The following is a 26,953-nucleotide window of genomic DNA, read 5'->3' on the forward strand; positions in this document are numbered from 1 at the left end:
GTTCACTCCTTGCACGGGCATCAGTCACGCCGAGCGCGGACGATGACTTCTTCGACGGTCAACGGGCTCGACGGGTGGTAGCTCAGGCAGATTGGGGTGCGGATCTTCTGGAACGCCAAACCCTCGGCGACGGCGTAGAACTGGCCGGCGCCCAGCCGGGAGATGTCCGGCACCGAACTGGATTTCGCGGCTGCCATCTCCTTGGCAGCGGCGATCTGCGGCGGACTGTTGAGGAAGCCGAAGAATTGCGTAGCAGCGTTGCCGGAAATCCGATTGTGGATGCCGCGCGGCGCCTGTGTGGCGAACACCAGGCCGAGTCCGTACTTGCGGGCCTGCGAGGCCAACGCAAGGGTGCTGTACGTGCTTGCGGTAAGCGAACCGGACGGGGCGATGGTCTGCGCCTCGTCCATGACCAGCAGCCCGCCGAGTGGCCGGTCTCCGGCGGGATGCTGCTTGATCCAGGCGAACAGGGCCATTTGGAGTTGGTTGACGAAGCTCTGCCGTTGTTCCTCGGCAGGCAAGCCGATCAGGCTGATCACCGAGATCCGGGCGCGTTTGCCAGCCGCCGGGGTGAGCAGCACGCCCGGGTCCGCCGGCTCGCCAACGCCGCCGAACAACGGATCGTTGATCATAGCCGCGCGCAGTGTTTGCGCCATGTCCGCGGCCATTTCGTGCGCTTTGGCCAGTGGTGTTACGTCATCGGGCAGGTCACCGAGCAGGTCCAGGAAATAGCTGAGCTCGCCGCCAGCCTCGTGCGCGAAGTACTGCAACGCCTGGTTGAGAACCGCGCGGGACCGCTCGGCCTTCGCGGTTGCGCCGTCGGCGCGGGCGCGTGGTGCGAGCGCGGCGACAGCAGTGTCGATGGCCTGGCGGAACTCGTCCGGGTCGTCGGCGACCGCGGCGAAGTCGGGGAGCGGGCGAAACGTCAACGGCCGGCCTGTTTCCCGACGGGGCGTCCAGACCACGACGTCGGTGTTGCGAAGGTAGTCGTCGGCGCGGACCGAGTCGTCGGGTCCCCAAGCGTCCGGTGGCTGCGGCCATGAGTCGCCGAGCCGGGCCAGGTCGTTGTTGGGATCGAGCACGATGGCAGACACGCCACGCAGCGCACATTCCTCGACCAGCCGGCGGATCAACACCGTCTTACCCGACCCGGAACCGGCAAAAATCGCCGTGTGCTTTCGCAACGATTCCAACGCGATCGTCACCGCCGCGCCGGTGTCGATCCGGTCGCCGACGTGCAGCGTCACCGGGTCCACCGTCACCCCACCTGATGTCGCAGTGGCAAGGTTGGTGGTGTCCGGGTCGGCCATCGGCCAGGAGACATCGGACGGTCGTGGCGCAGGGGTCGGTTCGGGTTCGGGACCCGGTGGCTCCGCGTCATCCGGCGGGTCGCCGAACACCGCGCGCAGCAAGGCGGTGTGGCTGGCCGGGCGGCGACTGAGCAACCATGCGTTGAACTGAGCCGGTGGCTGGGTCGCAGCTAGTCGCTCCAATGCCACGAACGTGCGGAGGTCTGTCTCCAATGTCTCCTTTGGCAGTCGGATCACGACTCCGCCCGCCGTCTCGAATTCCTGGACCTTCTGTCGGGTCTTGCGACCGTTCGACCAATCGCCGGTGCGCAATAGGTAGACTTTACGTTTCGGCGCCGCCGGGTCCAGGCCGGTGGTACTCAGGACTCGGTCAATCCGGTTGATCACCGCTCGCCCATCACTCCACGCGATCGCCCGAAACGACCAATAAATCTTGTCCTCGGTGCTCTCGTCCAAGGTCCGTCGCAGTTCGGCGTGCAGGGCCGGATTGCCGGCGGCCATCGTCTCCGTAAGCACCTCGTACTGGAAGCGTTCTTCGCCCTGTTCGGCGACCCACCGATTCAAGGCGGGACACAAGAGGTCCGGTACGCGCTGATCCTCCTGGTACGGGTCGAGCGCCTTGTCGACCTCCGCGATGAGGTTGACATCGTTCACCAAGGCGGCCAGCTGTCGGTCTATCTCGGTGAGCGCGCCATGATCGACCGGAACGTTTGCGGGCCCCGGTCGCGGCGCGGCGGCGTCAGCGCGGCTCGACTCGGCGAGGCTGCTCAGTTCGATGACCTCATTTGCATCCAAGCACGCCTGAATGTGGGTGTCGACCCGGCGAATGAGGCCGCGAGCGGTGAACCGAACCGCGTCGGCGAACGCCTCCAAACTTATTGGCCAACTCGGATAGGGCGGAACGAAGCCAGCCTTTTCAAATTTGAGCGCGAACCGTCTTTCAATAAGCGCCTGCCCTACCGCCGCCGTCGGGATCGTATCCAATTGTTCGGCACGGCGGAATCGTTGCTCGACAGAGCCTGGCGCAAAGTCCCGGATGCCCTGCCAGACCAAGTCCATACAGGCGACCAGAACCAGTGACCGGCGGGTGGCTTCGCGCAGCTCCATGAGCCCGCTGCCGACATCCTCGAACAACCGCCGCCTAGGCAATCCTATCGGGTCCGATATAGCGTCGGAAGTAGTCTCAGATGTAGCGCTGTCGGTTCCTCGCTCCGACTGCTTGATCAGCGTATCGATTTGATCCAGCGCGATCACACTTGGTCCAGTGAGCGCGATCAACTTGAACAGTTCACTGACCATTTCGTGCGAAGTCCTAGCGTCGGCACGAAGGCCCCATTCGGCTCGTTCGCCAACTACCGATTCGCTTTCCGAGGAAAGGTAGGCGATGCCGACCTCCCTGGTTGTCACCGAATCGCTGGCGAGCAGCGCCAAGGCTCGCAGAGTGTGCCCGCATTCGAATGCGAGCCGCCGATCAACCTGATCCAGCGCCTCTACCATGCCATCAAGCCCGGCCCGGGTTGGTTTGTCCAGTCCCACGAGTTGCCGATGCAAGGGTTCGGGCAAGTTGAGTTTCCGGGACAGTTCCCGCCGCAGGATGACGCCCTGTTCCAAACCGTCAGTGCCGAACTGGAGCAGCCCGCTGAGCACGTCGAGCACAACCTTCTGCCAGAAAGATCGTTCGTGCCGTAGTTCAAGGGCGAAGAAGTAGCCGTCCGCCGCGCTGACTCGCTTCCGTACGGTGGCGACGAGGTGGGTCTTGCCCGAACCGGGCCGTCCGGTGACGACCACGCCGATCGGGCTCTCCGCGTCACTAGCCTTGGCGTCAGCGAAGCCAGCCATGACCGTCCGCAACGCCCGATCGTTAAGGCCGTCGACGTGCGCCTCGGGCTCCGTCCACACGCTTTCCCTGGTGGGCGCCCAGTTGGTCTTGGCTAGTTCCGTCAGTGCGTCGCGTTCGGCCGCCTTCATGACTGTTCGATGGACAGCAGGTGCACGTCCTCTCCGCCGGTGCGCAGCGCTGCGGCCCGGTCGGCCGGGGTCAGCGTTTTCTGGTTGAACTCAGGATTGAGCCGCACTGACGGTTCCAGGGCTAGCCGCAGAAGGGCGGCGTCCAGGTCGGAACGCGCCACGTCGGGGAAAGCGCGCCGCAGCCGAGTCAGGCTGACACCGGCACCAGGGGCGGTAGCCAATTCGGTGTACGCGGCGCAGATTCGATCCGTGATGTCAACGGCCGGGGCTGTCGACTCGTCGTCGAGGACAAAGATGTCCGCGATACGCAGGTCGGATCGTGCCATGAAAACGGCGAACCGGCGGGTCAGCGAGTATTGCAGCCGTGTGGCTTTTGGAGCGCCCTTCGGGGTGGGGCTGCCCAGTTCGTCACTGCAGCGCCGCCAACCCTCGTCGGTCAGTTCGTGCACCCATGCCCTGTATCGACCGGTCTGCCGCGCCTTGATGTAGCCCAACTCGACCAGATGTTCCCTCTCCTCCTTCTTGATCTTGATGCCCAGTTCGTCCGCGAGGTTGGCATTCGACGCCTCGCGGATCAGGGTCATCAGCGCGAGCAGCGCAGATCGTTCCGGCAGTGTCAGGTGCGGGTCCGCCATGGGTCCGAACGTACCTGGATACCGACATGACGGGGAGAGTCATCGCCGGAATGACGCATTGATCCCGATGGGCCTTGACGCTGGGCATTAACACGAAAGGAGTAACCGCGACGGGGTCGGCGCACGAGCCAACGCCGGGGAGTACACCAATCCGGTCGGCGTTGTCCTTAGTCAAGACGGCCTCCCACGCTCCGGGGCCATGTGAGTGGAAGCTCCGTGGCGCCGCACCGTCCTCGGTTGGCTCACCCCCTTCACCGCGACGGCAAAGGAGGCACGGCCTCACCAACGACCAGAGTGACGACGCCGAGCACCCCTACCGCCTAGGCTGGTCACTCGCCCGCGTCGGCAACCGCTGGAGCATGTCCAAGAACCGGAAAGTTCTGGTTGTGAAACCCGACGTAGGTCATAGATCATGGCCCCAGACAGGCCGCGAGTCGCTGAGCTGCGCATTCGCGCCTTAGATCGGCGAAGTTTAGGGCACTAATTCGGGAAGCATGCTTGCCGCGTCAGGTCCACGCCGAGTCCTCTCGCAGGTGCAACCCTGGCTTGTGCCGTACCCTGCACGGCACGCCAGCACCGCCACCCCGGCATGGCAGGCGCATAGACGTCGGCTGGCCACAGATGACGTGCCAACCACCGGTGTATTCGTTGCGGGCCAGGAACACTCGTTCCCCGCTGTCCGCGGTGGCCTGAACCGTCCGGTTGGCGTAGGTTCGCTCGACGGTGTATCGGTCGGCAACATCGGATGTCGCCTGATCAGCAAGCATCCAGCGCTTGACTTCTAGCGCCGCGCCGCGAGTCGGCGGCGTGGCCATCTCGCGCTGCCACTGTTCAGCAGCCTCCGCTTCCTCGCGCACCTTTCGGGCCGCCGCATCAGCCTGCTCGATCTCCCATCGCGAGCGCCCCTGAGACCGCTTGCTGTGCGTTCCGCACGGCTGCTTCTTCTTGTTCACACACTGCTCACCGGGCGCAGCCTGGCAGACCGGGCACTCGTAATTGTCCCGGGCAGGGTCGTGCACGACGACAACAGTGTCGTCATACAGACCCGTGCCTCGCGGATCCACGAACCGGGAGACGAATTTGGTCACACCGTAGGTGACGGACTCAAAGCCGCCGTTGCGACCAACCACCAGCTCAGTGATGGGACCGTACTTACGAAGCGCCTCGGCCGGGTGTCAACGGTCATTGGGAACTCCGGGCGGGCGGACAGCTGGTCTGCGGGCTGGCGGACAGTACTTGTCCGGGCTGATGGACAGCGGTTCTCCGGATCTTGGTTAGGTCAAGGGGACCACCCCCTTGCCCGCGATGGCTTCGGCGAGGCGGTGGCTGTCCGCCTTTTGGTGGGTGACCAGGTGGGCGTGGTGCAGTAGCCGGTCGACGGTGGCCGTGGCGAGGGTTTTCGGCATGATCGAGTCGAACCCGCTGGGATGGATGTTGCTGGTCACCGCGATCGAGCGGCGTTCGTAGGCGGCGTCGATGATCCGGTAGAACGCCTCGGCGGCGTCCTGCCCGGCGGGCAGCATCCCGATGTCGTCGACGACGATGAGGTCGCAGCCGCAGATCCGGGAGATCGTGCGGGCCACCGAGCCGTCGACCTTGGCTTTGCCGACCGCGGCGGTCAAGGTTTCCAGGGTGAACCAGGACACCCGCATGTCGTTCTCGATCGCCGAGTGCGCGAGGGCTTCCACGAAGTGCGACTTCCCGGTGCCCGACGGCCCCGCGACGGCCAGGTTCTCTTGTCTTCCAATCCATTCCAATGTGGACAGTGAGTTCTGGGTAGCCTCGGAGATCGAGGATTCCTCGGCGCGCCAGGAGGAGAACGTCTTGCCGGTGGGGAAGTTCGCGGTCTTGCGCCGCATCCGCCGGGTCGCGGCGCCGCGGCCGGTGACTCCTCGCCGAGCAGGACGCGCAGCACCTCGGCGGGATCCCAGCGTTGCGCCCGCGCGGTGGCCAGGACGTCGGGTGCGGCTTTGCGCAGGTAGGGCCAGCCGCATCCGGCGCAGCACCAGGTCCAGTTCCTCAGGCGCAGGGCGGGGGCTTTGGGGGCTGCTCACTGGCCGAACACCTCCCCAGCCGCGCTGGTGCCCGGTTGCGCGGAGTGGGCCTCATCGGCCACCACCACGTCACTCGGCGGCCCGGGAGGAGGTCAGGTGGTCCAGGATCGAGGCGAGGTCGTCCTCGGCGAACCGGCCCGCGATCGCCGCCAGCCCCCAGCGCGTCGTCGACCCGGCCGGCATCCAGGATCGCCGCCAGTTCCACCGCGCGGGCCATCTTGACCCCGGATCCGGGTCACCCCGGTCGCAGCGGCTTCGGCTTCGACCAGCCACCGGCGAGCACCCTCGCCGAGGGCGAGGAACGCGACCTCCTCCGGAGTGCGTGCCCTGACCTTCGGCGGGCGAGGCAGATTCCCGCCCGGATGGTGCGGGTAGTGCGCGTCGTCGATGCGGAGAAACCCGGAGTGGACAGCACATGCCGGGCGATCCTCGGTCAGCCCCGGCGGTGGTGTCGCCGACGATGACCAGCTCGTCGCCGGTGACGCGGGCCCAGACCTTGCTGCCCTGGTGCCCGTCGGGGGTGGAGTAGCGCACCGACCCGAACCGGATCGTCTGGTCATCGTCGACCAGGCGCTCCTCGCCGAGGGCGATCGCGTGCGGTTCGGCGGGCAGGACGTGCAGATGCTGCAGTTCGGTGGCCAGCCGGACATCCGGAGCGGCCCCGGTCTCGCCGGTGGGTGCGGGCGTTGACCCGCTCGCACCACTCGACACACGCGTCCGCCAGGTCGGCGAACGTCGAGTAGGCGGGCAGCAGGTTCGCCGTGGTGGGCACCAGGTCCGCCTTGGCGATCTTGACGGTGTGCTCGGCGCCGCCCTTGGACTCGGGGTCGAACGGCTCACACGTTTCGACTTTGCAGCCGTAATACCGGCCCGCCGGCGACGATCTCAGGGTGACGTACCGGCACCCCGGCGACCCGGTCCATCGTCACCGTCCGGGGGTTGTCGGTCAGGCAGATATGTTGGTGCGCCACCGATCCGACGCAAACGTNGCAATCCACACAGGACACCAGAGTGCCCAAGGTCTGGTCCCCATGCGGGCAGCACCACGCGGAAGCGCGACCACGACAGCCACGCGCAGAACAACTGCGTGCGCCGCCCGCCGACTCGAGGGCCCTCACCCCAGTCGAACTGCATCCACATCCCCGGCTCCGGGGTCCACGGCCGGTACTTGCGGCGGTGGCCGGCCTTCCACGCTGCTTTCGCCTCGGCGACCGCGCGTCGGGTTGTGCGGTCGGTGCCGGTGAACCCCATCGCGACCAGCCGCTGATGCACCACATCGGCGCGGACCCGGCCCTGGGAGTTCGCCACCAGTTCCTCGATCTTGCCCAGGAACGGGTCGATCCCACGAGCCCGCCGCGCCGGGGTGAACGGGTCACCACCCGCGTCGCGGATCGCGACATAACGGGCGACGGTCTTCTCATCCACCCCCGCCAGCTCCGCTGCCGAGTGCGCACAGCGTGTCAAATCGAACGCTTCCAAGATGTCCATGATTTCCCTGTCAGACTTGGTCAAGGGACTCCTCCGGCCGCACGGGCGGGCAACTGATCAGCAACCAGAGCCAACCCCCGCCGGAGGGGTCCCTACCTGCATTGATGTCAGGGCGTTGTCCCGGAGATCTCATGTCCATCGACCCGGAGATTTCATGTCCGCCCACCCGGACCGAACTGTCCGCCCACCCGGATTTTTTCATGTCCGCTGGCACCGGGGACAACCGACTAGTCACGGCCACCGAGCCATGCTCGGTCCACTCTTGCCCGATAACAAGATCACCGACTCGGGCCCACGCAATAGGCTCGCCGCACCAACCGTCATACAAAATCGCGCCGCTCATGTTCCTATCCTGCACTGACGACCCCAGCATTGCGCTGCGCTGGCGGACCGTGACGGCGTGCATCACCTCGAGCTTGGCCACCTACGTGTCCTTACCGCCAGGAATGCCGCACGGCGTCCGACGTCCTGCAGGTTCAGGTAGGCGGCAGGCGAAGCTATTGATCTCGGTGACCTGGGGCGGCTCGGGGCAGTCGGCTGAGACCAATTCCTCGGAGCCGCTTTCTGACCCCGCAACCACACCTCGGCTTCCTCGTCGACGAGGGCACTAGCGTGAGCCAACTCTGGACCGGAGAGTCGCGCGGCCAATACGGGGCGAGTACAGACGCAACTACCCACAGCATGACTGATCAACTCATGCATCGGCCCGGCCCACAAGACCACATATAACAAAATGGACACGAACCAATGGTTCGTGTCCAAGAACCCGAGAGTTCGGGTTCTGACAAGTTGTGGAGCTGAGGGGAATCGAACCCCTGACCTTCTCGATGCGAACGAGACGCGCTACCAACTGCGCTACAGCCCCTTGATCGTGCTCGTAGAGCTTAGCAGCGCCCTACGAGCACCTCACGCAGGGGGGTCACTCTCCGACCGCACGCCGGTATGGCCCGGTCCCCGGCTCGTCGAGCTCCTCGAACGCCGGGTCCTCGTCGTCGAGGTCGACGACCACCGCGCTGCGGCGGACGCGGGATGTCGGGGACGGGCGGCGCTCGACCACCTCGCGGCGGACCGGCTCCACGACCTCGACGTCCTCGACCTCCGTGCGCTCCTCCTCCACCGAAGGCGCAGACGAAGACGAAGGCGCCGCAACGGAACCCGGAGAAGACGGGCGCCGCGGCGCGCGGGTGCTGTTGAAGCGGGCGAGGCGGCGCTGCCGGATCTCCTCCTCGATGCGCACCTGGCGGCGCAGGTACACGAGGTAACCGACGAGCACGACGTCGACCGCGCCGTGGCCCCACCACACCAGCGGGATGACGAAGCCGGCGACGGCCGCCGTGGCCACCGCGATCACCAGGAGGATGACGACGACGCGCTGCCGGAAGCTGTACTTCGCGCGGGCTGCGATCTCGGCGGCTTCGGGGTCGAAACCACCCCGGCCGGGACGGTAGCCCGACCGGTCGCGTTCGGCCCGCGAACCGCGCTTGGGCTGCGGGAGCGGCTCCGGTTCGGGTTCCGGCTCGTCGACGTCGTCCTCAAGTTCGAGCTCGGCCTCCAGCTCGGCGAGGTCGTCCTCGACCGAGGGCCGGGACTTCCCGGGATCGGACATGGCGAATTCCTCCCGGTCTTCGTTGCGTCCACTACGTACGACCCTGGCCGCGAGCGCCGAGTCGGCCGTCCTCGCGACCTGCTGCCGCCGGCGCGCGACCATAGGCACGAGAACGACGAGCCATGCCGCGGCGAGCGCGACGATGATCACGGAGCTGGGCATCTCCCGTCACCTCCCCCGATCCTTCCACCACGAATCACGTTAGTCACAGGAGTAACAGATCGGACGGAGACTCGCCGGGTTCGATCACGGAAAAGCCTCACCGGATTAGGTGAAACTCACAGCATGTGGTAACGCGGCTACTGACCCGGGTGGGTAATCACCTTCAGGCGTAGTCGGCGCGGCCCGCCGCGACCAGCCGCGACACCAGCCCGGACCCGGTCTCCTCGCGCGTGACGGCGTAGCAATAGTGGTCCCGCCAAGAGCCTGCGACGTCGAGGTAACGCTCGAACAGCCCCTCCTGCCGATAGCCCGCCTTCGTGAGAACTCGCAGGCTGGCGGCGTTTTCCGGTCGCACGGTGGCCTCCAGCCGGTGCAGCCCGGCCGGGCCGAAGGCGTGGTCGGTGACCAGGGCGACGGCGGCCGTCGCGACCCCGCCGCGGACCACTTCGGACGACACCCAGTAGCCGATCCAGGCCGACCGCAGTGACGCCCGGATGACGTTACCCACCGTGATCTGACCGGCCAGACGACCGTCCAGGGTGATGGTGAACGGCAGGCACTGACCACGCCGAGCGAGCGAACGTAACGCCGCCCACTGCGACGGCCACGACCAGAAGGCGTTGCGTTCCGGCCACGGGCCGACGCCGGTCGGCTCCCACATCTCGAGGTGCGCCCGGTCCCGGAGCCGGATCCGGCTCCACTCACCGGCGTCGCGCAGCCGGACCGGCCGGATCGCGACCTCGCCCGCGGGCACCCGCAGCGGGCCCAGCCGGGCCGGCCAGCCCGGGTGCCGGCTTTCGACCGGGTAGGACACGCCCGACACGGAGTTCATCAGGCCCGTTGCGCCAGGAAGGTGACCTGGACCTGTTCGCCCGCGGACACCTCGGTCAGCTCCTCCGGCACGTTGATCAGGCAGTTCGCTTCGGCCAGCGACGCGAGCAAGTGCGCCCCGGACTGGCCGAGCGGCTGGACCAGGTACTCGCCGTTGGACTCGTCGCGCAGCAGCTGGCCGCGCAGGAACCCGCGCCTGCCCTCGGTCGACGTGATCGGCGACAGCAGCCGCGCCCCGACGATCCGGCGGTGCGGGTTCCGGGTCCCGCGCGCCGCGCGGATCAGCGGACGCACCAGCACCTCGAACACGACCAGCGCGCTCATCGGGTTGCCCGGGATGAGGAACGTCGGCACCGAGTCGGGGCCGAGCCTGCCGAAGCCCTGGACCGAGCCGGGGTGCATCGCCACCCGCGTCATGTCGATCCGGCCGAGGTCGGACAGCGCGGCGTGGACCTCGTCGCCGGTGGCGCCCCCGGCGCCGCCCGCGACCACGACGATCTCCGACATCAGCAGCCGGCCCTCGACGATCTCCCGCAGCCGCTTCGGCTCGCTCGGCACGATGCCGACCCGGCTGACCTCGGCACCCGCGTCCCGGGCGGCCGCGGACAGCGCGTACGAGTTGACGTCGTAGACCTGCCCGACCGACGGCGTCCGGTCGACGTCGACCAGTTCGTCGCCGACGGACACGATCGACACCCGCGGCCGCGGGTAGACGAGGACCTTCGCCCGGCCGACGGCGGCCAGCAGGCCCACCTGCGCCGAGCCGATCGTGTCGCCGCGGCGCACCGCGACGTCGCCGATCTGGACGTCCTCGCCGGCCCGGCGCACGTATCCCGCCGACGGCACCGAGCGGTGCACGGTGACGCGGGCCTGGTGCCCGTCGGTGTAGGCGAGCGGCACGACCGCGTCGGCGAGTGTCGGCAGCGGCGCGCCGGTGTCGACCCGCACGGCCTGGCCGGGCTGGAGCCGCCGCGGCTGGCGCGAGCCCGCCGCGATCTCCCCGACGACCGGCAGCTGCACCGGCTCCTGCCCGGCGGTGCGCACGTCGACGCTGCGCACGGCGTACCCGTCGATCGCGGCCTGGTCGAACCCGGGCAGCGCGTGCTCGGCGACCACCTCCTCGGCGCAGAGCAGCCCCTGGGCCTCGGAGATCGCCACGCGCACCGGCTGAGGCCGGACGGCGGCGTCCAAGGTCATCAAGATCTGCGCGTCGACCGAGCGCAGCTCGGCCTCGTCCCCGGCCACCTCGGGCCGCGCCGCGTCGAGGGATTCCGTCATGGGCGCTCTGTCCCGAGCCGTTCCGTCAGCCACGCCCGTAAAGATGGACCGTACTCGGGCGTTTCAAGCGCGAAATCGACCGCGGCACGCAGGAAACCACCCGGATTCCCCAGGTCGTGGCGGCCGCCGCGGTGGACGACGACGTGCACCGGGTGTCCCTCGCTGATCAGCAGCGCGACCGCGTCGGTCAGCTGCAGCTCGCCGCCGCTGCCCGGGGTGATCCGCTTCAGCGCGTCGAAGATCGCCCGGTCGAGCAGGTAGCGCCCGGCCGCGGCGTAGGTCGACGGCGCGTCCTCCGGCTTCGGCTTCTCGACCATCCCGTGCACCCGCTTGACGTCTTCGTCGTCGGTGTCGGTGACGTCGAAGACGCCGTACGGCGAGATCTCGGCCTTCGGGATGTCGAACGCGCACAGCACGCTGCCGCCGTACTGGGCGCGGACCGCGCTCATCCGGTCCAGCACGCCGGTGGGCAGCACCAGGTCGTCCGGGAGCAGCACGGCGACGGCCTCGTCGTCGGGCTTCAGGTTCGGTTCGGCCTGCGCGACGGCGTGGCCGAGGCCGAGCGCCTGCTCCTGGATGGCGGTCTCGACGGCCAGCAGCTCCGACCCGCGGCGCACCTTGGCGAGCAGCTCGGTCTTGCCCTTGGCCTCGAGGTTCTGCTCCAGCTCGGGCTGCTTCTCGAAGTACTTGACGACCGCGTCCTTGCCCGGCGAGGTCACGATGACCAGGCGTTCCGCACCCGCGGCGGCGGCCTCCGCCGCGACCAGCTCGATCCCCGGGGTGTCCACCACCGGCAGCAGTTCCTTGGGCACGGCCTTCGTCGCCGGAAGGAACCGTGTCCCCAGGCCGGCGGCAGGCACGATGGCGGTTCTGAACGTCTGGGTGGTTGCGGCGCCCGTCATGGGCGCAAAGCCTAACGTGAGGTCATGCATGCGCTGGGCAATGAGCACCTGAGCAAGCCGGAGTGGCGCGACCGGCTGACGCGCGCGCGGGCGGACCAGACGGCCGAATCCCACGCCCGCGAAGCATCCGCGCTGGTCAGCATGGTGTCGAAGGTCACAGTGAGGACTGTGTGCGCCTACCTGCCGTTCGGCACCGAACCGGGCACGACCGCCCTCGTCGACGCGCTCGCGGCCGGGGGCGCGCGAGTGCTGCTGCCGGTGATCCTGCCGGAGCCGGGTCCGCTCGACTGGGCCGAGTACACGGGCGAGGCCGACCTCGTGCCCAGCCGGTTCCGCGGCATCCGCGAGCCCGGCGGGAAACGCCTGGGTACCGGCGCCGTGGGGGCGGCGGAGCTGATCTTGGTGCCCGCGCTGGCCGTGGACCACCGGGGCGTCCGGCTCGGCCGGGGCGCCGGCCACTACGATCGCTCGCTGGTGTTCGCCGCGGCCGGCGCGACGCTGCTGGCGGTGGTCCGCGACGAAGAGCTGGTCGAACGGCTGCCCGGGGAACCTCACGACGTGCGCATGAGCGGGGCCTTGACACCGGGTCGAGGCGTGCTCGAGCTGCCGATGTGAGCAACGAGGAATTGCTTTCGGGGAATGCTTTCAAGCACAATCGGGTTAGCACTCTGGTCGGATGAGTGCCAGCAAAGGAGCCGTCAGTGCCTACGTACCAGTACGCCTGCAAAGAATGCGACCACCGGTTCGAAGCCGTGCAGTCGTTCTCGGACCCCAGCCTGACCGTGTGCCCGCAGTGCTCCGGCGTACTGCGCAAGGTCTTCAGCGCGGTCGGCGTGGTCTTCAAGGGCAGCGGGTTCTACCGCACCGACTCGCGCGACTCGAGCAAGTCGAGCACCGCGTCGACGCCGGCGAAGACCGAGACCAAGACGGAGTCGAAGCCGGACACGAGCGCGGCATCATCCTCCTCGGGTACGACAAAAACGGCCGCCGCGACATCCTGACGCCGGAGGTTGTCCACAACACCCCCGTTGTCCACAGATGCCGGATGCGGCCCTTCCGGCGGCCCGTCCGGCTTCCCTAACGTCGATCTCGTGCGGCACACCGCCGCATCCGATCCGGCCGAGGGGGCCCCGTGGACGTCCTGTCGAAGCTCCACCCTCCCGTTCTCACCCGGCTGCCGGGCAGGCGGACGCGGCTGATCCGCCGCTGGCTCGCCGCCTGCTTGCTGCTGATCGGGGTGCTGCTGTTCGCCCACCCCGGTTCCGCGCGGGGCGCACCGACGACTCCGACCGTCGTCGCGGCCCGCGACCTCCCTTCCGGCGCCACCTTGCGCGCCGGCGACGTCCGGCTGGCCGACTTCCCCGACGAAACCCGGCCCGAGGGCGCGCTGAGCACCCTGGATGCCCTCGACGGGCGCCTGCTGGCGGGCGCCGTCCGTGCCGGTGAACCCCTGACCGACGTCCGCTTGGCCACGGTCCTCCCCGGCTCGGGTGATCCCGGGACGGCGACGGTGCCGGTCCGGCTGGCCGACGCGGCCGTCGCCGGGTTGCTGGAGCCCGGCCGGCACGTCGACGTCGTGGCCGCGCCCGAACCCGGGACGCCCGCGTCCGTGCTGGCCGCCGGCGCGACGGTGGTCGAGGTGGGCCGTCAGGACCCGTCACCGAAGGCGCTCGGCCCGCCCGACAAGGGACCGCTCGTGCTGCTTCGACTCCCGGAAGGGATCGCGACCAGGGTGGCGGCGGTTTCACTGGAGCGTCCGGTAACGGTTACTCTCCGCTAGCCCGCACCCGCCGAGACGGGCGACGGCGTCCCCTTCCCCGGTTCCTGAGGAGAGCAAGATGTTCAAAGGCTTCAAGGACTTCCTGATGCGCGGCAACGTCGTCGACCTCGCCGTCGCGGTGGTCATCGGCTCGGCGTTCACGGCCATCGTCACGGCGTTCACCAACGGCCTGATCAAGCCGCTGATCAGCACGATCGGCGGCACGGACGCCGCGAACGGCCTCGGCTACCAGATCTTCGACAACAACAAAGCCACGTTCTTGGACTTCGGCGGCGTCATCAACGCGGCGATCAACTTCGCGCTGGTCGCGGCGGTGGTCTACTTCGTCATCGTGATGCCGGTGAAGAAGGTGCAGGAACGCCGCAAGCGCGGCCAGGAGCCGGGCCCGTCGGAGCCGACGGACGTGGAGCTGCTGATCGAGATCCGCGACCTGCTGCGCGCGCAGCACCAGCGCGGCAACGACCGCGACTGACGCGGTCAGCGGTCGTGGTGCGGCGGCCGGTTCTCCCGGTACCAGTCGTCCGGGAGACCGGAGCGCCGCTCGGGATCGCGCTCGTCGGAGGTCGTCTCGGGCAGGACGTCCCCGAAGATCTCGTCGACCCGGCGGCGCTGGTCGCTGCTGGCCTTGGGGTCGCGTTTCTGACCGGGCATACCCCCAGTCTCCCACGACGCGTTCGTTGACAACTCCAGAGTGAAGCCGGGGGCGACGAAGTCTCCGTCCCCCCGGATCCGCAACGGAAGATCAGACCTCTTCGATGCCCGAAAGTTCGTCGATCACGTGCGGCACGAGCGAGGTCAGCGTCGCCATCCCGTCGCGGACCGCGGACCGCGAGCCGGCGAGGTTGACCACCAGGGTGCTGCCCGACACCCCGGCGAGCCCACGCGAAATCCCGGCGTCGACCGCACCGGCGGCCAGGCCGGACGCGCGGATCGCTTCGCTGATGCCCGGGATGGGGCGGTCGAGCACACCGGCGGTGGCGTCGGGGGTGCGGTCACGCGGCAGCACACCGGTGCCGCCGACGGTGATCACCAGGTCGGCGCCGCCGATCACGGCCGTGTTGAGCGCGTTGCGGATCGCCGCGGTCTCGGCTTCGACGACCACGACACCGTCGACGATGAAGCCCGCTTCTTCGAGCAGCTCCGTGACCAGCGGGCCAGTGGTGTCCTCGTGTTCGCCGTGCGCCACGCGATCGTCCACGATGACCACGAGGGCCCGGCCCAGCCGTTGTGCACTCCGTTCCATGGCGCCCACCGTAGTCGGTTTCGCCCTCCCGGCGCCGGGAGGTGCCGGGTGAGTTCTGACGATTCGGTGACGTGGGCACGCGAGCCGGGGTGCGCCCCGGGCCAGGCGCCTAGCGTGGCCGGTATGCGCGTGCTGGTCACCGGCGGAGCCGGGTTCATCGGGTCTCACATCGCCGATCTCCTGGCGGACGGGGGTGACGAGGTCGTGGTGCTGGACAACCTGCTCCCGACGGCCCACGGATCCTCCACCCCGCCGCCGTACACCGGCAGGCACCGCTTCCTGCGCGGCGACGTCACCGACGCCGAAATCGTCGCGGAGCTGCTGGACGGCGTCGACGCGGTGTGCCACCAGGCGGCGGTGGTCGGGCACGGGATCGACCCGTCGGACGCGCCGTCGTACGCCCTGCACAACGACTACGGCACGGCGGTGCTGCTGGCCGGGATGCACGCGGCCGGGGTGCGGAAGCTGGTGCTGGCGTCGTCGATGGTCGTCTACGGCGAAGGCCGGTACTCGTGCCCGGACCACGGCGTGGTGGTGCCGTCGCCGCGTCGCCGGTCCGATGTGGACGCCGGCCGGTTCGAGCCGCGGTGTCCCTCGTGCGAGGCCGAGCTGAGCTGGGCGCTCGTGCCCGAGGACGCGCCGCTGAACCCGCGCAGCACGTATGCGGCGACGAAGCTCGCGCAGGAACACCTGGCCGGTGCGTGGGCGCGCCAGACGGGCGGCGCCGCGTGGGCGATGCGCTACCACAACGTCTACGGCCCGCGGATGCCGCAGAACACGCCGTACGCCGGGGTCGCGTCGCTCTTCCGCTCGGCGCTCGTGCGCGGCGAGGCACCGCGGGTCCTGGAGGACGGCCGCCAGCAGCGCGACTTCGTCCACGTGCACGACGTCGCGAGGGCGAACGTCCTCGCACTGCGCACGGACGGCCCGGCAGGCGACATCATGCCGGTGAACGTCTGCTCCGGCACCCCGCACACGGTCGGCGAGCTGGCGGAGGAGCTGGCCCGGGCGTGCGACGGCCCGGCACCCCAGGTGATCGGCGGCGCGCGTGCCGCCGATGTCCGTCACGTCGTCGCCGATCCGGCCCGTGCCCGCGAGCTGCTGGGATTCACCGCGGAAATCGGCTTCGCAAAGGGCATCGCGGACTTCGCCACAGCGGAGCTCCGTGAACCGGTCTCCCTCTGACGGGAACGGGTCCGGCTAAGACAGCGCCAGCGGCAGGCGGACCTCGAACCGGCACCCCGGTCCGTGGTTGTGGACGCCGATCTTCCCGCGGTGGGCCTCGACCAGGCCCTTGGCGATGGCCAGCCCGAGCCCGCCGCCGCTGGTGGTGCCTCCGCGCTCGGGTGTCCGCGCCTGCGTCCCGCGGAACGCGACGTCGAACACCCGGTTGATCTCGTCGTCCGGGATGCCGCCGCAGGAGTCGTCGACGGCCAGCAGGGCCTCGTCGCCGTCGACGCCGATCTGCACCGCGACCGTCCCGTCCGGCGGGGTGTGGCGGATCGCGTTGGACACCAGGTTCCGCACGATCCGGGCCAGTTCCGGGTCGCTGCCCGTCACCACCGGCCAGGTCGACGCCTTGGCGAGCACCCGGACCCGCTTCCGCTCGGCGACCGGGGACTGGGCGGCGACCGCGTCGCTGACGACGTCCCGCAGCGGCACCGCGGACATCGTGAGCTCCAGGGCGCCGGCGGTGATCCGGGAGAGCTCGAACAGGTCGCCGACCATCGCGGACAGGCGCCGGGTCTCGCCGCTGATCCGCTGGGCGTAGTCGGCGACCTCGTGGCGCTGGGAGACCACGCCGTCGGCCAGCGCTTCGGCCATGGCCTGGATGCCGGCCAGCGGGCTGCGCAGGTCGTGGCTGATCCAGGCGACCAGCTCGCGCCGGGACGCCTCGGCCGCGCGCTCCCGCTCGCGTGCTTCCCGCTCCCACACGCTGCGGCGCGCGATGGCCCGGCCCAGGATGATCGCCGCCGGCACGGTGACCAGCCCGACGAGCAGGCAGACCAGCAGCATCGTGGTCAGCGCCGGGGTGAACATGAAACCGCTGATCCCGAGGACGCCGACCAGCGTGGCGAGCACCGGGATCAGCACCAGCACGGTGAGCGTCGTGGCCAGCGAACCGCGGCGCAGGACGTAGAGCGCCACGCCACCCAGCGCCGCGACCGGCAGCGAGAACGCCAGCGCGAACGGCAGGATGTGCCAGAGATGCGTCAGCATCTCCGAGAAGGACTCGCCTGAGCCGATCATTGAGACTCCCGGTCGTAGCGGTAACCGACGCCCCACACCGTTGCCACCCGGACCGGCTTGGCCGGGTCGCGCTCGATCTTCTCGCGCAACCGTCGCACGTGGACGGTCACTGTGGACTGGTCGCCGAAGTCCCAGCCCCACACCTTCTCCAGCAGGTCCGCGCGTGAATAGGCGGCGCCGGGGTGGGCGAGGAAGAACGCCAGCAGGTCGAACTCACGGGTGGTGAGGGGCAGTTCCCGGCCGGCGAGGGTCGCGGTGCGCGCGGTCATCTGCAGGCACAGATCGCCGTCCACGAGTTCCGCGGCGACCGGTGCCGGGCGCGGCATCCGCACGCGGCGCAGCACCGAGGCCACGCGCAGGGCGAGTTCCCTCGGGCTGAAGGGTTTCGTCACGTAGTCGTCGGCGCCGAGCTGGAGCCCGGCGATGCGGTTCTCCTCCTCGCCGAGGGCGGTGAGCATGACGATCGGCACCTGGCTGATCTGCCGGAGCCGCTTGCACACCTCCAGGCCGGTGATCCCGGGCATCATGACGTCGAGGACGACGAGGTCGGGCTCGTGCGCGGCGAACTTCGCCAGCCCCTCGGCGCCGTCGCCTGCCATGTCGACGGTGAACCCGGCCACCTCGAGGTAGCGGCGGACGACGTCGCGGACCGTCTCGTCGTCGTCGACCACGAGGACCCGCCCGACCTGATCGTTCATCACGTCTCCCTCACCAGCCGGTCAGCAGCAGGTGGTTGACCACCAGCGCCGTCGCGGCCTGCGCGGCGAGCCACCACCGGCGTCCGGGCCGCGGCAGCAACGCCGTCATCGGCAGCAACCACACCCCGAACGGTAGCCAGATCCGCTCGGTCTCGGCTTTCGACAGGCCCGAAACATCGGCGAAGACGATGGTGAGCAGAGCTGCCACGCCCAGGAGCAGGACCGGGTCGGCGAGCACCGCACGGCGTGGCGGCAGGAACGTCTCGGCGAGCCCCCGCCGGAGGGCGGCCACCACCGCGGGGCCGAGGGCGACGGTCACCGCCGCCAGATCCGCCCAGACCCAGTACGAGTAGGGCCGGACCAGCGCGACTCCCTGGTAGTAGCGCTCGACGACCAGGTGATAGCCGTCGAGCCACCAGAAGCCCGCCCAGGCGAAAAGGCCGACGACGGCCAGCGCCGCGGTGATCGCCAGGGCCGCGGCGCGCCACTGCCTGCCGAGGACGGCCACTGTCGCCGCGAGCAGGCCGAGCAGCACCAGGCCGTAGGACAGGAAGATCCCGAAGCCGAGCAGCACACCGGCCGCCAGCCCAGCCGGCACGGCGAACCGGCGGCCTTGGGTGAACCCCTTCGCGGACAACGCGAGCAGGGCCAGTCCGGTGGCGGTCACTCCGGCGAACAGACCATCGGCCGAGACGCCGATCCACACCGCGCCGGGGGTGAGCACGGCGAACGGCAGCACCGCGCGGGCCGCCTCGGCCCGGCCGAGCAGGGCCACCGTGGCGGGCACGGCCACCGCTACCAGGCTGCCGGCGAGCACGACCGCCGTGGCCGCCCACGCGCCGCCGTGCAGGCCGAGCCGGTCCAGCCAGACGAAGACGAGCGTCGCGCCCGGCGGGTGCCCGGACACGTGCGTCGTCCACGAGTCCGGCTGGAAGTCGAGAATGCGGGAGGAGAACTCACGCACCATCCGCGGGATGTCGGTGATGCCGGGCACCTCGTGGAGGTACTCCTGCGGAATGGTGAGGTGCCCGGCGAACCCGCGGGACCAGCCGTCGACCATGGCCAGCGAGAAGATCCAGGCGAGCGAGGCGAGATAGCCGGCGGCGAGCGCGCGGCGCCACGGCAGGCGGGCGGCCAGCACCGGACCGTGGAGCACCACCGCGAGCGCGACGAGCACGGCGAACACCGAGCCCGGGCCGACGTGCGGCAGCCAGTCGGCGAACAACGGCGGCGCGAACACGAAGATGACCACGCCGGAGTGCGGCCGGTTGTAGTACAGGCCGACCGCGGTGGCCGCGGCGACGAGCACCACGGCCGCAGCCACGGCGAGGAGATCGGCGCGGTGCCCGCGCCGATCACGTGCCGGGACACCGGGGTCGGCATCGGGTTCACGGACAGGCGGCTCGGCGAGCCGGGCTGCCGGGTTCGGCTCGCTCATCGTCATCCACCCTAGGACCGAGGAAGGCCGTCCGCACGCCCGGAACCGCAGCCGTAACGACGCGGTAAGAACTCGTCGGATGTCATGATTCGGTAAGCGCCACAAGGGTTCTCCGGCGTTCCGCGCGGACTTACGGTCGGCACCGTGACTGACTCAGACGTGGACGTCGTCCTACCCTGCCTCGACGAAGCGGGTGCCCTGCCCGGCGTGCTGGCCGGCCTCCCGCCGGGCTATCGCGCGATCGTGGTCGACAACGGTTCGGCCGACGGCTCGCCCGAAGTGGCGGCCTCGCTCGGCGCGAAGGTCGTCCACGAGCCGCGCCGCGGCTACGGCGCGGCCGTGCACGCGGGACTCGAGGCCGCCACCGCCGACATCGTGTGCTTCGCAGACGCCGACGGGTCCCTGGACCTCGCCGACCTGCCGCGGCTGGTGGCTGCCGTCGAGGGCGGCGCGGACCTGGCCGTCGGCCGCCGGGTGCCGACCGGTCCCGGGGTGTGGCCGTGGCACGCGCGGGCGGGCAACGTCGTGCTGGCGCTGCTGTTGCGCAACCGCGGGCTGCCGGTGCGGGACATCGCGCCCCTGCGGGCCGCGGACCGGCTGGCACTGCTCCGCCTGGGCGTCGCCGATCGAGCGTTCGGCTACCCCCTCGAGCTGCTGATCAAGGCGCAGCGCGCCGGGTGGCGGGTCCGCGAGTTCGACGTCCGCTACGGCGAACGCGCCAAGGGCACGAAGTCGAAGGTCTCCGGATCGGTGCGGGGCACGCTGCGCGCGGTCCGCGACTTCGGGCGGGTGCTGGCCCGATGACCGGCTCGATGACTGACCCGGCAACACCGCCGTTCGTCCTGCTGGTCGTGGCCAAAGCGCCGGTCCCGGGACTGGCCAAGACCCGGCTTTGCCCGCCCGCGACACCGCCCCAGGCCGCCGAGATCGCCGCGGCCGCGCTGCTCGACACGCTCGACGCCGTCTGCGCGGTGCCCGGTGCCATGCCCGTCGTCGCCATGACCGGCGACCTCGGCGCCGCGGCCCGCACCGCCGAAATCTCCATGGCGCTGCGGCGCGTCACCGCCATCCCGCAGCGTGGCTGGGACTTCGGCGCCCGGCTGGCGAACGCCCACGCGGACGCCGCCGCGGTGCACGCCGGCCTGCCGAGCCTGCAGATCGGCATGGACACCCCGCAGGTCACGCCGGCGTCCCTCGCCGCGGCGGCCGCACCGATCCGGCACGGCGGGCGCGACTCGGTGCTCGGCCCGGCCGCGGACGGCGGCTGGTGGGCGCTGGGGCTCGCCGAGCCACGACACGCCCAGGTCCTCGCGGGCGTCCCGATGTCCCGCGACGACACCGGCGTACGCACGTGGCGGGCGCTCACCTCGTGCGGACTCCGGCCGGGCAAGGCCGCGCTGCTGTCCGATGTGGACACGATGGCGGACGCCCGCGCGGTGGCGGCGGCGTGCCCGGACGGCCGGTTCGCCCGCGCCGTCGCGGCGGTCGGCCGACGGGCGGCCGCGTGATGACCGCCCCGGCGACCACCGGCAACGAGTTCGACCGCGGCCTGCTCGGCCACCGGTGCTGGCTCGAACTGGCGAACGGCGAACGGATCGAGCTGCCGGTCGAACGCTGGACCGAGCCCTCCGACGGCGACGACGTCCTGCTCGACGCCTGTTCCGGTCCCACTCTCGACATCGGATGCGGACCCGGCAGGCTCACCGCCGCGCTGGCCGGGCGCGGGGTCGTCGCGCTCGGGGTGGACAGCTCGCGCACGGCCGTCCACCTGACCCGCCGCCGCGGCGGGAACGCGTTGCAGCGCAACGTCTTCGACCAGCTGCCGGGCGAGGGCCGGTGGCGGCACGCCCTGCTCGCCGACGGCAACATCGGCATCGGCGGCGACCCGGCGGCGCTGCTGCGGCGCGTGACGCAGCTGATCGCGGCCGACGGCGACGTCCTCGTCGAACTGGAGCCGCCCGGGCACGGCCTGCGGCACTCGCGCGTCCGGCTGCGGCCCGGACACGCCGACGTCGCCTGGTTCACCTGGGCCTGGGTCGGGGTGGACGCGATCGCCCAAGTCGCCGTGCGCGCCGGGCTGCGTGTCGTCTGGACGACCCGGCACGGTCACCGCTGGTTCGCACGATTGGAGCGGTCGTGAAGCTGCGCATCCCGATGAAGCTGCCGATCCCGACGGAAGACCAGTTCAAGGCATCCGCACACGACGAACGGGTGACGTCGAAGATCGGGCTGGCGCTCGCGATCACGTTCACGACGTGCTTCGTGACGGGCCTGATCAGCCACCTGATCCAGCACCCGCCGACGTGGTTCTTCTGGCCCAGCCGCCCGGTCGGGCTATACCGCGTCACGCAGGGGCTGCACGTGATCTCCGGTGTGGCGTCGGTTCCCTTGCTCCTCGCGAAACTGTGGAGCGTCTACCCGAAGCTGTTCGGCCGTCCGCTGGTCCGCTCGCTTCCGCATGCCCTGGAGCGGCTGTCGATCCTCGTGCTGTCCGGTGCGGCGTTCTTCGAGCTGACGACCGGGCTGCTGAACGTCGCGCAGAACTACCCGTGGGGTTTCTACTTCCCGCAGGTGCACTACGCGGTCGCGTGGCTGGCGATCGGCTCGATCCTGGTGCACGTAGCGGTGAAGCTGCCGATCATCCGGCGCGGCCTGAGCCGGAGCACCGCTGAGGAGCCGCCCGCCGAGGGGCTGTCCCGGCGGGGTTTCCTGCTCACCACCGGGCTGGCGACCGGCGTCGCCGTCGTGGCCACCGCGGGCGCGACCGTCCCGTTCCTCCGCGGCGTCTCCGGCCTTTCCTGGAGGACCGGCAAGGGCACCCAGCACCTCCCCGTGAACCGCACGGCAGCGGCCGCGGGCGTCACGTGGTCGCCGAGCTGGCGCCTCTCGGTGGTGACCCCGCGCGGCACGACGGAGTTCTCGCTCGACGAGCTTCGCGCCCTGCCGCAGACGACGGCGGAACTGCCGATCGCGTGTGTGGAAGGCTGGAGCCAGTCGGCCACCTGGCGCGGAATCTCCTTGCCGGCGCTGCTGAAAGCCGCCGGCGCCCGGCCAGGGACCTCGGTGCGAGTGTCCTCTTTGGAGCGTTCCGGGCTCTACGGCGTCAGCGTGCTGCCCGGCGAACACACGGCCGACGACCTGACGCTGCTGGCCCTGGAGCTGAACGGCGAGGTCCTCGCCCCCGACCACGGCTTCCCGTGCCGGATCATCGCCCCGAACCGGCCCGGCGTGCTGCAGACGAAATGGGTCACGAAGCTGGAGGCGCTGTGAAGACCGCCCGTGCGCTCCTCGCCCTGCCTGGCCTCGCGGCGCTGGCGTGGGGCGTGGTGCTGTTCGCCGAGTACGCGCTGCCCCTGCGTCCGGACGTCTTCGGCGCAGTCGGCTGGATCGTCGGCGGCCCGATCCTCAACGACGCGGTCGTCGCCCCGCTGACGGCGCTGCTCGGCGTCGTCCTGGCCCGCGTCCTCCCGCCACCGTGGAAAGCCCCGGTCGTCGCCGCCACGGTGATCACCGGCGTGCTGGCTATCCTGGCGTTCCCGTTGCTCTGGCGTCCGTACGGCACCCCGCCGATGCCCGGCCTCCACGACACCAGCCCGGCCCTCGGCCTGGCCCTCACCGTGGCCACGGTCTGGCTCGTCGCCATCCTGACGGCCCTGGCCCACCGTGTCGTCCCCCCAATCACACGTGATGCCCCGCCAATCACACGTGATGCCCGCCCGATCACGCGAGATGCCCCTCCCGTCACGCGAACCGATCCTCCGGGCCCGCCCGCCGACCGTCCGGGTCCCTGAATCCGGCACAAATGCGGCCACGCGCGACCGGCATCGAGTGCCTGGTCGCGCGTGGCCTTGTGGGTCCGGCCCCGGAAAACGGGGGTCGAGCCGAAGTTGGTCTCGGCCGCACCGGGCGGCCGAGCGACGGGAAACGGATCAGTTGGGCTGGACGGGCTGCCCGCCGAGCGTCACCTCGACCGTGCGGCCGCCGGCGAGCGTGAACGTCGCCTTCTCGTCCGGCGCCCGCGTGCGGACGGCCGCGACCAGCGTGTCGGCCTTGTCGATGGCGCGGTCGTCGATCTTGACGACCACGTCACCGGCCTTCAGGCCGGCCTTCTCCGCCGGGCTGCCGGGGCTGATGGCGCCGAGTTCGGCGCCGCCCTGCGGGGCGTCCTTCACCTGGGCACCGATGAACGTCTGCACCGCCTGGCCGGTCTTGATGATCGTGTTCGCGGTGCGGCGGGCCTGGTCGATCGGGATGGCGAAACCGATGCCGACGTTGCCGCCTTCGGACGCGCCCTGGCCCTGGCCACCGGACGCCGACTGCGGGCTGTAGATCGCGGAGTTGATGCCGATGACCTGGCCTGCCATGTTCGCGAGCGGGCCGCCCGAGTTGCCGGGGTTGATCGCCGCGTCGGTCTGGACCGCGTCCATCACCGTGGTCTGGTCGCCCGTGCTGCCGCCGGCGCGCACCGGCCGGTGCAGCGAGCTGACGATGCCCGAAGTGACCGTGCCTGCCAGCTCGAACGGCGAGCCGATGGCGACCACCGACTGGCCGACGCGCAGGTCGTCGGACCGGCCGAGCTCCACCGGGGTCAGGTTGCTGACACCGCTGACCTTGACCACCGCGATGTCGGTCGTCGGGTCGCGGCCGACGACCGTCGCGGCGGCCTTCTTGCCGTCCTGGAACACGGCCTGGATCTGCCCGCCGTTCGCGGCGACCTCGACGACGTGGTTGTTGGTCAGGATGTAGCCGTCGGTGCTGAGGACGAACCCGGACCCCTCGCCCGCCCCCTGCTGCCCGCTGACCTGCAGCTCGACGACGCTCGGCGACAGCTTCTGCGCGACCGACTCGACCGTGCCGGCGGGCGCGTTGCCGGTCTGCTGGGCCGGCCTGGGCGCGTTGAGCGCGTTGCCGGCCGGCCCCGACGTCCCGCCGGTGAGGTACCCGACCGTCCCGCCCGCGATACCGCCGACCAGCAGCGCGACCAGCGCGACGCCGGCGAGCAGCTTCCCGCCGGACCGCTTCGGCTGCGGCGCGGCGGCGTTGTAGACGGCCGTGCCGGGCTGCCCGTACGGGTTCGGCGGCGGGTAGACGCTCTGCGGGTTCTGGCCGGACGGCATCTGCGCACCCTGGGCGGACCACGGGTTCGAGTGCGGCGCTGTGTACGACGGATCGGCCCCGGTCACCGCGTGGTAGGACGGCTCGGAGTACTGCGGCGCACCGCCGGACTCGGGCTGGGCCTGCTCACCGTACGGGCTCCCCGGCCAACCGCCCTGAGCCGCCTGCCGGCCGGTCTCGGGGTGCCTCGGCGCCGCGGGGTCGTGTGCGCTGGGGTCGTTCTCGGTCATGTCCTCACCTTGCGCGATGGTCCTGAGAGGTTCCTGAGCCGAACCTGTGCATCGCAGATGAGTATGGCCGGGTTCAGCCCGCCGCGCGGAGCCGTTCCGCGATCTGCTCCGGCGTCGCGTCGTTGATCCACACCGCCATGCCCGACTCGGACCCCGCCAGGTACTTGAGCTTGTCCTTCGCGCGCAGCACGGAGAACAGTTCCAGGTGGAGCCAGCCGAGGTCGCGGTCGCGGCGCACCGGCGCCTGGTGCCACGCCGCGATGTACGGCAGCGGCCGGTCGTACAGCGCGTCGCAGCGGCGCAGCACGTCCAGGTAGACCTCGGCGAAGTCGTCGCGCTCGGCGTCGGTCAGCGCGGGGATGTCCGGGACCTGCCGGTGCGGCACGATCTGGACCTGGACCGGCCAGCGGGCGGCCGGCGGCACGTACGCCGTCCAGTGCTCGCCGGAAGCCACCACGCGCGCGCCGGACTTGCGTTCGGCCGCCAGCACGTCGCCGAGCACCGGACGGCCGTGTTCGACCTGGTAGGCGCGGGCGACTTCGAGCATGCGCTCGGTCTTCGGCGTGACGAACGGGTAGCCGTAGATCTGCCCGTGCGGGTGCGACAGCGTGACGCCGATTTCCTCGCCGCGGTTCTCGAACGGGAAGACCTGCTCCACCCCGGGCACCTCGGACAGCCCGGCCGTGCGGTCGGCCCACGCGTCCACCACAGCCCGCACCTGCTCCGGGCTCAGCTTGCCGAAAGAACCGTCGTGGTTGCTGGTGAAGCAGACGACCTCGCAGCGGCCGCGGCCGGGCCGCACCGGCACCAGCCCGAAACCATCCACAGTGGACGGTTCGCCGACGACGTCCTCGGCGAAGGAGGGGAACCGGTTCTCGAAGACGACGACGTCGTAATCGCTTTCCGGGATTTCACTCGGTTTGCCGGGCTTGCTCGGGCACAGCGGGCAGAGGTTCGCGGGCGGCTTGTAGGTCCGCGTCTGCCGGTGGGCGGCCATCGCGACCCATTCACCCGTCAGGGGGTCAAGCCGGATCTCCGACGCGGCCGAAACCGGCGGCAGGTCGCGGGTGTCCTCGGCGACGCGGTCGGACGCGCCGGGCTGGTCGAAATAGATGATCTCCCGGCCGTCGGCCAGGTGTCGTACGGTGCGCTTCACGCTTCTTGGGCCTCGTCCGTCTCCGCCGTCTCGGCGATCATGAGTTCCCCCGCCCGTTCGGCGAGTATTTCCTTGGCCTCGTCGGGAATCCCGTCATCGGTGACGACGACGTCGGCCTCGTCCAGGTCGGCGATCGTGGAGATCCCGACGGTGCCCCACTTGGTGTGGTCGGCGAGCACGACCAGCTTGCGCCCGGCCTCGACCAGCGCACGGTCGGTCTCGCTCTCGGTGAGGTTCGGCGTCGTGAAGCCCGGCCCGTCGGCCATCCCGTGCACCCCGAGGAAGACGGCGTCGAGGTGCAGCGACCGCAGGCTGTGCACGGCGACCGGGCCGACCAGCGCGTCCGACGGGGTCCGCACCCCGCCGGTGAGCACGACCGTGCGATCCGGCTGCGTCGACCCGCGGAGCACGTCGGCGACCTGGATCGAGTTGGTCACGATGGTGAGGCCGGGGATGGCGTCGAGCGCCCGGGCCAGCGTCCACGTGGTCGTGCCGGCGGAGATGCCGATCGCGGTGCCGGGCCGGATCAGCGTCGCGGCGAGCTCGGCGATGGCTTCCTTCTGCGCCCGCTGGCGCACGGACTTGGCCTCGAACCCGGGTTCGTCGGTGCTCTTGCCGACGACCGAGGTCGCGCCGCCGTAGACCTTCTCGACGAGCCCGCGCCCGGCGAGCACGTCGAGGTCGCGACGCACCGTCATGTCGGACACGCCCAGCCTGGTGACAAGGTCACTGACCCGGACCGCGCCGGTCCGGCGGGCCTCTTCCAGGATCACCGCCTGTCGCTGACGCGCCAGCACCGTTCACTCCGT

28 protein-coding genes and 1 tRNA gene are annotated in these 26,953 nt (G+C 70.2%); 11 read left to right on the forward strand and 18 right to left on the reverse strand.

The window, feature by feature from the left end:
- Positions 1–20: 20 nt before the first annotated feature.
- The 5 genes from A3CE_RS0117910 to A3CE_RS59900 form a co-directional block, all read right to left on the reverse strand.
- Positions 21–3,278, reverse strand: coding sequence for an ATP-binding protein (locus A3CE_RS0117910; RefSeq protein WP_020641481.1), 3,258 nt, complete (start codon positions 3,276–3,278; stop codon positions 21–23).
- Positions 3,275–3,913: a hypothetical protein gene (locus A3CE_RS0117915; RefSeq protein ID WP_020641482.1), complete on the reverse strand. Its 639-nt coding sequence runs from the start codon at positions 3,911–3,913 to the stop codon at positions 3,275–3,277. Before A3CE_RS0117915 ends, A3CE_RS0117910 begins: the two co-directional genes overlap by 4 nt.
- 506 nt (positions 3,914–4,419) lie before the next feature.
- Positions 4,420–5,043, reverse strand: a complete 624-nt coding sequence (locus A3CE_RS56580; protein WP_125592427.1) for a hypothetical protein — start codon at positions 5,041–5,043, stop codon at positions 4,420–4,422.
- Positions 5,044–5,187: 144 nt separating this feature from the next.
- Positions 5,188–5,772, reverse strand: coding sequence for an ATP-binding protein (locus A3CE_RS51275; protein WP_020641483.1), 585 nt, complete (start codon positions 5,770–5,772; stop codon positions 5,188–5,190).
- A gap of 264 nt (positions 5,773–6,036) precedes the next feature.
- A complete protein-coding gene (locus A3CE_RS59900; RefSeq protein ID WP_425387611.1) occupies positions 6,037–6,558 on the reverse strand; it encodes a hypothetical protein in 522 nt (173 codons plus the stop codon).
- Here A3CE_RS59900 and A3CE_RS58670 point away from each other — a divergent pair.
- Positions 6,475–6,657, forward strand: coding sequence for a hypothetical protein (locus tag A3CE_RS58670; protein WP_020641485.1), 183 nt, complete (start codon positions 6,475–6,477; stop codon positions 6,655–6,657). The two genes, A3CE_RS59900 and A3CE_RS58670, sit on opposite strands and share 84 nt — an antisense overlap.
- A gap of 1,590 nt (positions 6,658–8,247) precedes the next feature.
- Here the strand turns inward: A3CE_RS58670 and A3CE_RS0117940 are convergent.
- The 5 genes from A3CE_RS0117940 to A3CE_RS0117960 all read right to left on the reverse strand — a co-directional run bounded on the left by A3CE_RS0117940 (position 8,248) and on the right by A3CE_RS0117960 (position 12,234).
- Positions 8,248–8,320 (reverse strand) — tRNA-Ala (locus A3CE_RS0117940).
- A gap of 54 nt (positions 8,321–8,374) precedes the next feature.
- Positions 8,375–9,223, reverse strand: a complete 849-nt coding sequence (gene sepX, locus A3CE_RS0117945) for a divisome protein SepX/GlpR (RefSeq protein WP_020641487.1) — start codon at positions 9,221–9,223, stop codon at positions 8,375–8,377.
- A gap of 163 nt (positions 9,224–9,386) precedes the next feature.
- Positions 9,387–10,055, reverse strand: coding sequence for a GNAT family N-acetyltransferase (locus A3CE_RS0117950; protein ID WP_020641488.1), 669 nt, complete (start codon positions 10,053–10,055; stop codon positions 9,387–9,389).
- On the reverse strand, positions 10,055–11,332 hold the full coding sequence (glp, locus tag A3CE_RS0117955) for a molybdotransferase-like divisome protein Glp (RefSeq protein WP_020641489.1): 1,278 nt from the start codon (positions 11,330–11,332) through the stop codon (positions 10,055–10,057). Before glp ends, A3CE_RS0117950 begins: the two co-directional genes overlap by 1 nt.
- Positions 11,329–12,234, reverse strand: coding sequence for a UTP--glucose-1-phosphate uridylyltransferase (locus tag A3CE_RS0117960; protein WP_020641490.1), 906 nt, complete (start codon positions 12,232–12,234; stop codon positions 11,329–11,331). The genes glp and A3CE_RS0117960 overlap by 4 nt, the downstream gene beginning before the upstream one ends.
- A gap of 24 nt (positions 12,235–12,258) precedes the next feature.
- Here A3CE_RS0117960 and A3CE_RS0117965 point away from each other — a divergent pair, with 24 nt between their 5' ends.
- From A3CE_RS0117965 to mscL, 4 genes are all read left to right on the forward strand, one after another.
- Complete coding sequence (locus A3CE_RS0117965; RefSeq protein ID WP_020641491.1) at positions 12,259–12,849, forward strand: 5-formyltetrahydrofolate cyclo-ligase; 591 nt, start codon at positions 12,259–12,261, stop codon at positions 12,847–12,849.
- Positions 12,850–12,935: 86 nt separating this feature from the next.
- Positions 12,936–13,235: an FmdB family zinc ribbon protein gene (locus tag A3CE_RS0117970; RefSeq protein WP_020641492.1), complete on the forward strand. Its 300-nt coding sequence runs from the start codon at positions 12,936–12,938 to the stop codon at positions 13,233–13,235.
- A gap of 131 nt (positions 13,236–13,366) precedes the next feature.
- A complete protein-coding gene (locus A3CE_RS0117975; protein ID WP_020641493.1) occupies positions 13,367–14,014 on the forward strand; it encodes an SAF domain-containing protein in 648 nt (215 codons plus the stop codon).
- A gap of 58 nt (positions 14,015–14,072) precedes the next feature.
- Positions 14,073–14,486: a large conductance mechanosensitive channel protein MscL gene (gene mscL / locus A3CE_RS0117980; RefSeq protein ID WP_020641494.1), complete on the forward strand. Its 414-nt coding sequence runs from the start codon at positions 14,073–14,075 to the stop codon at positions 14,484–14,486.
- Positions 14,487–14,491: 5 nt separating this feature from the next.
- Here the strand turns inward: mscL and A3CE_RS51280 are convergent, their stop codons facing one another.
- Together A3CE_RS51280 and A3CE_RS51285 are read right to left on the reverse strand one after the other, a co-directional pair.
- Positions 14,492–14,665, reverse strand: a complete 174-nt coding sequence (locus tag A3CE_RS51280; RefSeq protein ID WP_020641495.1) for a hypothetical protein — start codon at positions 14,663–14,665, stop codon at positions 14,492–14,494.
- A 91-nt stretch (positions 14,666–14,756) separates the two neighbouring features.
- Positions 14,757–15,257 (reverse strand): MogA/MoaB family molybdenum cofactor biosynthesis protein, encoded by a 501-nt coding sequence (locus A3CE_RS51285; RefSeq protein ID WP_043790922.1) that lies wholly within the window; start codon positions 15,255–15,257, stop codon positions 14,757–14,759.
- Positions 15,258–15,380: 123 nt separating this feature from the next.
- Here A3CE_RS51285 and A3CE_RS0117995 point away from each other — a divergent pair, with 123 nt between their 5' ends.
- A complete protein-coding gene (locus A3CE_RS0117995; protein WP_020641497.1) occupies positions 15,381–16,442 on the forward strand; it encodes an NAD-dependent epimerase/dehydratase family protein in 1,062 nt (353 codons plus the stop codon).
- A gap of 15 nt (positions 16,443–16,457) precedes the next feature.
- Here A3CE_RS0117995 and A3CE_RS0118000 read toward each other — a convergent pair whose 3' ends face one another.
- From A3CE_RS0118000 to A3CE_RS0118010, 3 genes are read right to left on the reverse strand one after another with little or no spacing between them, the layout of a single operon-like run.
- A complete protein-coding gene (locus A3CE_RS0118000) occupies positions 16,458–17,507 on the reverse strand; it encodes a sensor histidine kinase (protein ID WP_020641498.1) in 1,050 nt (349 codons plus the stop codon).
- A complete protein-coding gene (locus A3CE_RS0118005; RefSeq protein ID WP_020641499.1) occupies positions 17,504–18,205 on the reverse strand; it encodes a response regulator transcription factor in 702 nt (233 codons plus the stop codon). The genes A3CE_RS0118000 and A3CE_RS0118005 overlap by 4 nt, the downstream gene beginning before the upstream one ends.
- 10 nt (positions 18,206–18,215) lie before the next feature.
- Positions 18,216–19,643 carry a hypothetical protein gene (locus A3CE_RS0118010; protein ID WP_020641500.1) on the reverse strand — a complete coding sequence of 476 codons (1,428 nt, stop codon included), beginning with the start codon at positions 19,641–19,643 and terminating at the stop codon, positions 18,216–18,218.
- A gap of 159 nt (positions 19,644–19,802) precedes the next feature.
- Here A3CE_RS0118010 and A3CE_RS0118015 point away from each other — a divergent pair, with 159 nt between their 5' ends.
- The 5 genes from A3CE_RS0118015 to A3CE_RS0118035 are packed head-to-tail and all read left to right on the forward strand — an operon-like array spanning position 19,803 to position 23,434.
- Positions 19,803–20,447 (forward strand): glycosyltransferase family 2 protein, encoded by a 645-nt coding sequence (locus A3CE_RS0118015; protein WP_020641501.1) that lies wholly within the window; start codon positions 19,803–19,805, stop codon positions 20,445–20,447.
- A gap of 8 nt (positions 20,448–20,455) precedes the next feature.
- Complete coding sequence (locus A3CE_RS0118020; RefSeq protein WP_026468609.1) at positions 20,456–21,151, forward strand: TIGR04282 family arsenosugar biosynthesis glycosyltransferase; 696 nt, start codon at positions 20,456–20,458, stop codon at positions 21,149–21,151.
- Complete coding sequence (locus tag A3CE_RS0118025; RefSeq protein ID WP_026468610.1) at positions 21,151–21,783, forward strand: methyltransferase domain-containing protein; 633 nt, start codon at positions 21,151–21,153, stop codon at positions 21,781–21,783. The genes A3CE_RS0118020 and A3CE_RS0118025 overlap by 1 nt, the downstream gene beginning before the upstream one ends.
- Before the next feature lie 14 nt (positions 21,784–21,797).
- On the forward strand, positions 21,798–22,913 hold the full coding sequence (locus A3CE_RS0118030; RefSeq protein WP_026468611.1) for a molybdopterin-dependent oxidoreductase: 1,116 nt from the start codon (positions 21,798–21,800) through the stop codon (positions 22,911–22,913).
- Positions 22,910–23,434: a hypothetical protein gene (locus A3CE_RS0118035; protein ID WP_020641505.1), complete on the forward strand. Its 525-nt coding sequence runs from the start codon at positions 22,910–22,912 to the stop codon at positions 23,432–23,434. Before A3CE_RS0118030 ends, A3CE_RS0118035 begins: the two co-directional genes overlap by 4 nt.
- A 138-nt stretch (positions 23,435–23,572) precedes the next feature.
- Here the strand turns inward: A3CE_RS0118035 and A3CE_RS0118040 are convergent, their stop codons facing one another.
- The 3 genes from A3CE_RS0118040 to A3CE_RS0118050 form a co-directional block, all read right to left on the reverse strand.
- Positions 23,573–24,988, reverse strand: coding sequence for a S1C family serine protease (locus A3CE_RS0118040; RefSeq protein ID WP_020641506.1), 1,416 nt, complete (start codon positions 24,986–24,988; stop codon positions 23,573–23,575).
- 73 nt (positions 24,989–25,061) lie between these two features.
- Positions 25,062–26,144: a galactose-1-phosphate uridylyltransferase gene (galT, locus tag A3CE_RS0118045; protein WP_020641507.1), complete on the reverse strand. Its 1,083-nt coding sequence runs from the start codon at positions 26,142–26,144 to the stop codon at positions 25,062–25,064.
- A complete protein-coding gene (locus tag A3CE_RS0118050) occupies positions 26,141–26,941 on the reverse strand; it encodes a DeoR/GlpR family DNA-binding transcription regulator (protein WP_020641508.1) in 801 nt (266 codons plus the stop codon). The genes galT and A3CE_RS0118050 overlap by 4 nt, the downstream gene beginning before the upstream one ends.
- Positions 26,942–26,953: the final 12 nt, after the last annotated feature.

The organism is Amycolatopsis balhimycina FH 1894 (assembly GCF_000384295.1).
In the GTDB taxonomy this organism is placed as follows: Bacteria; Actinomycetota; Actinomycetes; order Mycobacteriales; family Pseudonocardiaceae; genus Amycolatopsis; species Amycolatopsis balhimycina.

What these genes read in the sequence shown, in the direction of transcription:
- A3CE_RS0118040 (WP_020641506.1), bottom strand. Translation starts at nt 24,988, where the DNA reads ATGACCGAGAACGACCCCAGCGCACACGACCCCGCGGCGCCGAGGCAC.
- A3CE_RS0118030 (WP_026468611.1), top strand. Translation starts at nt 21,798, where the DNA reads ATGAAGCTGCCGATCCCGACGGAAGACCAGTTCAAGGCATCCGCACAC.
- A3CE_RS0117910 (WP_020641481.1), bottom strand. Translation starts at nt 3,278, where the DNA reads ATGAAGGCGGCCGAACGCGACGCACTGACGGAACTAGCCAAGACCAAC.
- A3CE_RS0117965 (WP_020641491.1), top strand. Translation starts at nt 12,259, where the DNA reads ATGCATGCGCTGGGCAATGAGCACCTGAGCAAGCCGGAGTGGCGCGAC.
- A3CE_RS51275 (WP_020641483.1), bottom strand. Translation starts at nt 5,772, where the DNA reads ATGCGGCGCAAGACCGCGAACTTCCCCACCGGCAAGACGTTCTCCTCC.
- A3CE_RS0118005 (WP_020641499.1), bottom strand. Translation starts at nt 18,205, where the DNA reads ATGAACGATCAGGTCGGGCGGGTCCTCGTGGTCGACGACGACGAGACG.
- mscL (WP_020641494.1), top strand. Translation starts at nt 14,073, where the DNA reads ATGTTCAAAGGCTTCAAGGACTTCCTGATGCGCGGCAACGTCGTCGAC.
- A3CE_RS51280 (WP_020641495.1), bottom strand. Translation starts at nt 14,665, where the DNA reads ATGCCCGGTCAGAAACGCGACCCCAAGGCCAGCAGCGACCAGCGCCGC.
- A3CE_RS51285 (WP_043790922.1), bottom strand. Translation starts at nt 15,257, where the DNA reads ATGGAACGGAGTGCACAACGGCTGGGCCGGGCCCTCGTGGTCATCGTG.
- A3CE_RS0118000 (WP_020641498.1), bottom strand. Translation starts at nt 17,507, where the DNA reads ATGATCGGCTCAGGCGAGTCCTTCTCGGAGATGCTGACGCATCTCTGG.
- A3CE_RS0118010 (WP_020641500.1), bottom strand. Translation starts at nt 19,643, where the DNA reads ATGAGCGAGCCGAACCCGGCAGCCCGGCTCGCCGAGCCGCCTGTCCGT.
- sepX (WP_020641487.1), bottom strand. Translation starts at nt 9,223, where the DNA reads ATGCCCAGCTCCGTGATCATCGTCGCGCTCGCCGCGGCATGGCTCGTC.
- A3CE_RS0117915 (WP_020641482.1), bottom strand. Translation starts at nt 3,913, where the DNA reads ATGGCGGACCCGCACCTGACACTGCCGGAACGATCTGCGCTGCTCGCG.
- A3CE_RS0117950 (WP_020641488.1), bottom strand. Translation starts at nt 10,055, where the DNA reads ATGAACTCCGTGTCGGGCGTGTCCTACCCGGTCGAAAGCCGGCACCCG.
- A3CE_RS0118020 (WP_026468609.1), top strand. Translation starts at nt 20,456, where the DNA reads ATGACTGACCCGGCAACACCGCCGTTCGTCCTGCTGGTCGTGGCCAAA.
- A3CE_RS0118025 (WP_026468610.1), top strand. Translation starts at nt 21,151, where the DNA reads ATGACCGCCCCGGCGACCACCGGCAACGAGTTCGACCGCGGCCTGCTC.
- A3CE_RS0117960 (WP_020641490.1), bottom strand. Translation starts at nt 12,234, where the DNA reads ATGACGGGCGCCGCAACCACCCAGACGTTCAGAACCGCCATCGTGCCT.
- A3CE_RS0117995 (WP_020641497.1), top strand. Translation starts at nt 15,381, where the DNA reads ATGCGCGTGCTGGTCACCGGCGGAGCCGGGTTCATCGGGTCTCACATC.
- glp (WP_020641489.1), bottom strand. Translation starts at nt 11,332, where the DNA reads ATGACGGAATCCCTCGACGCGGCGCGGCCCGAGGTGGCCGGGGACGAG.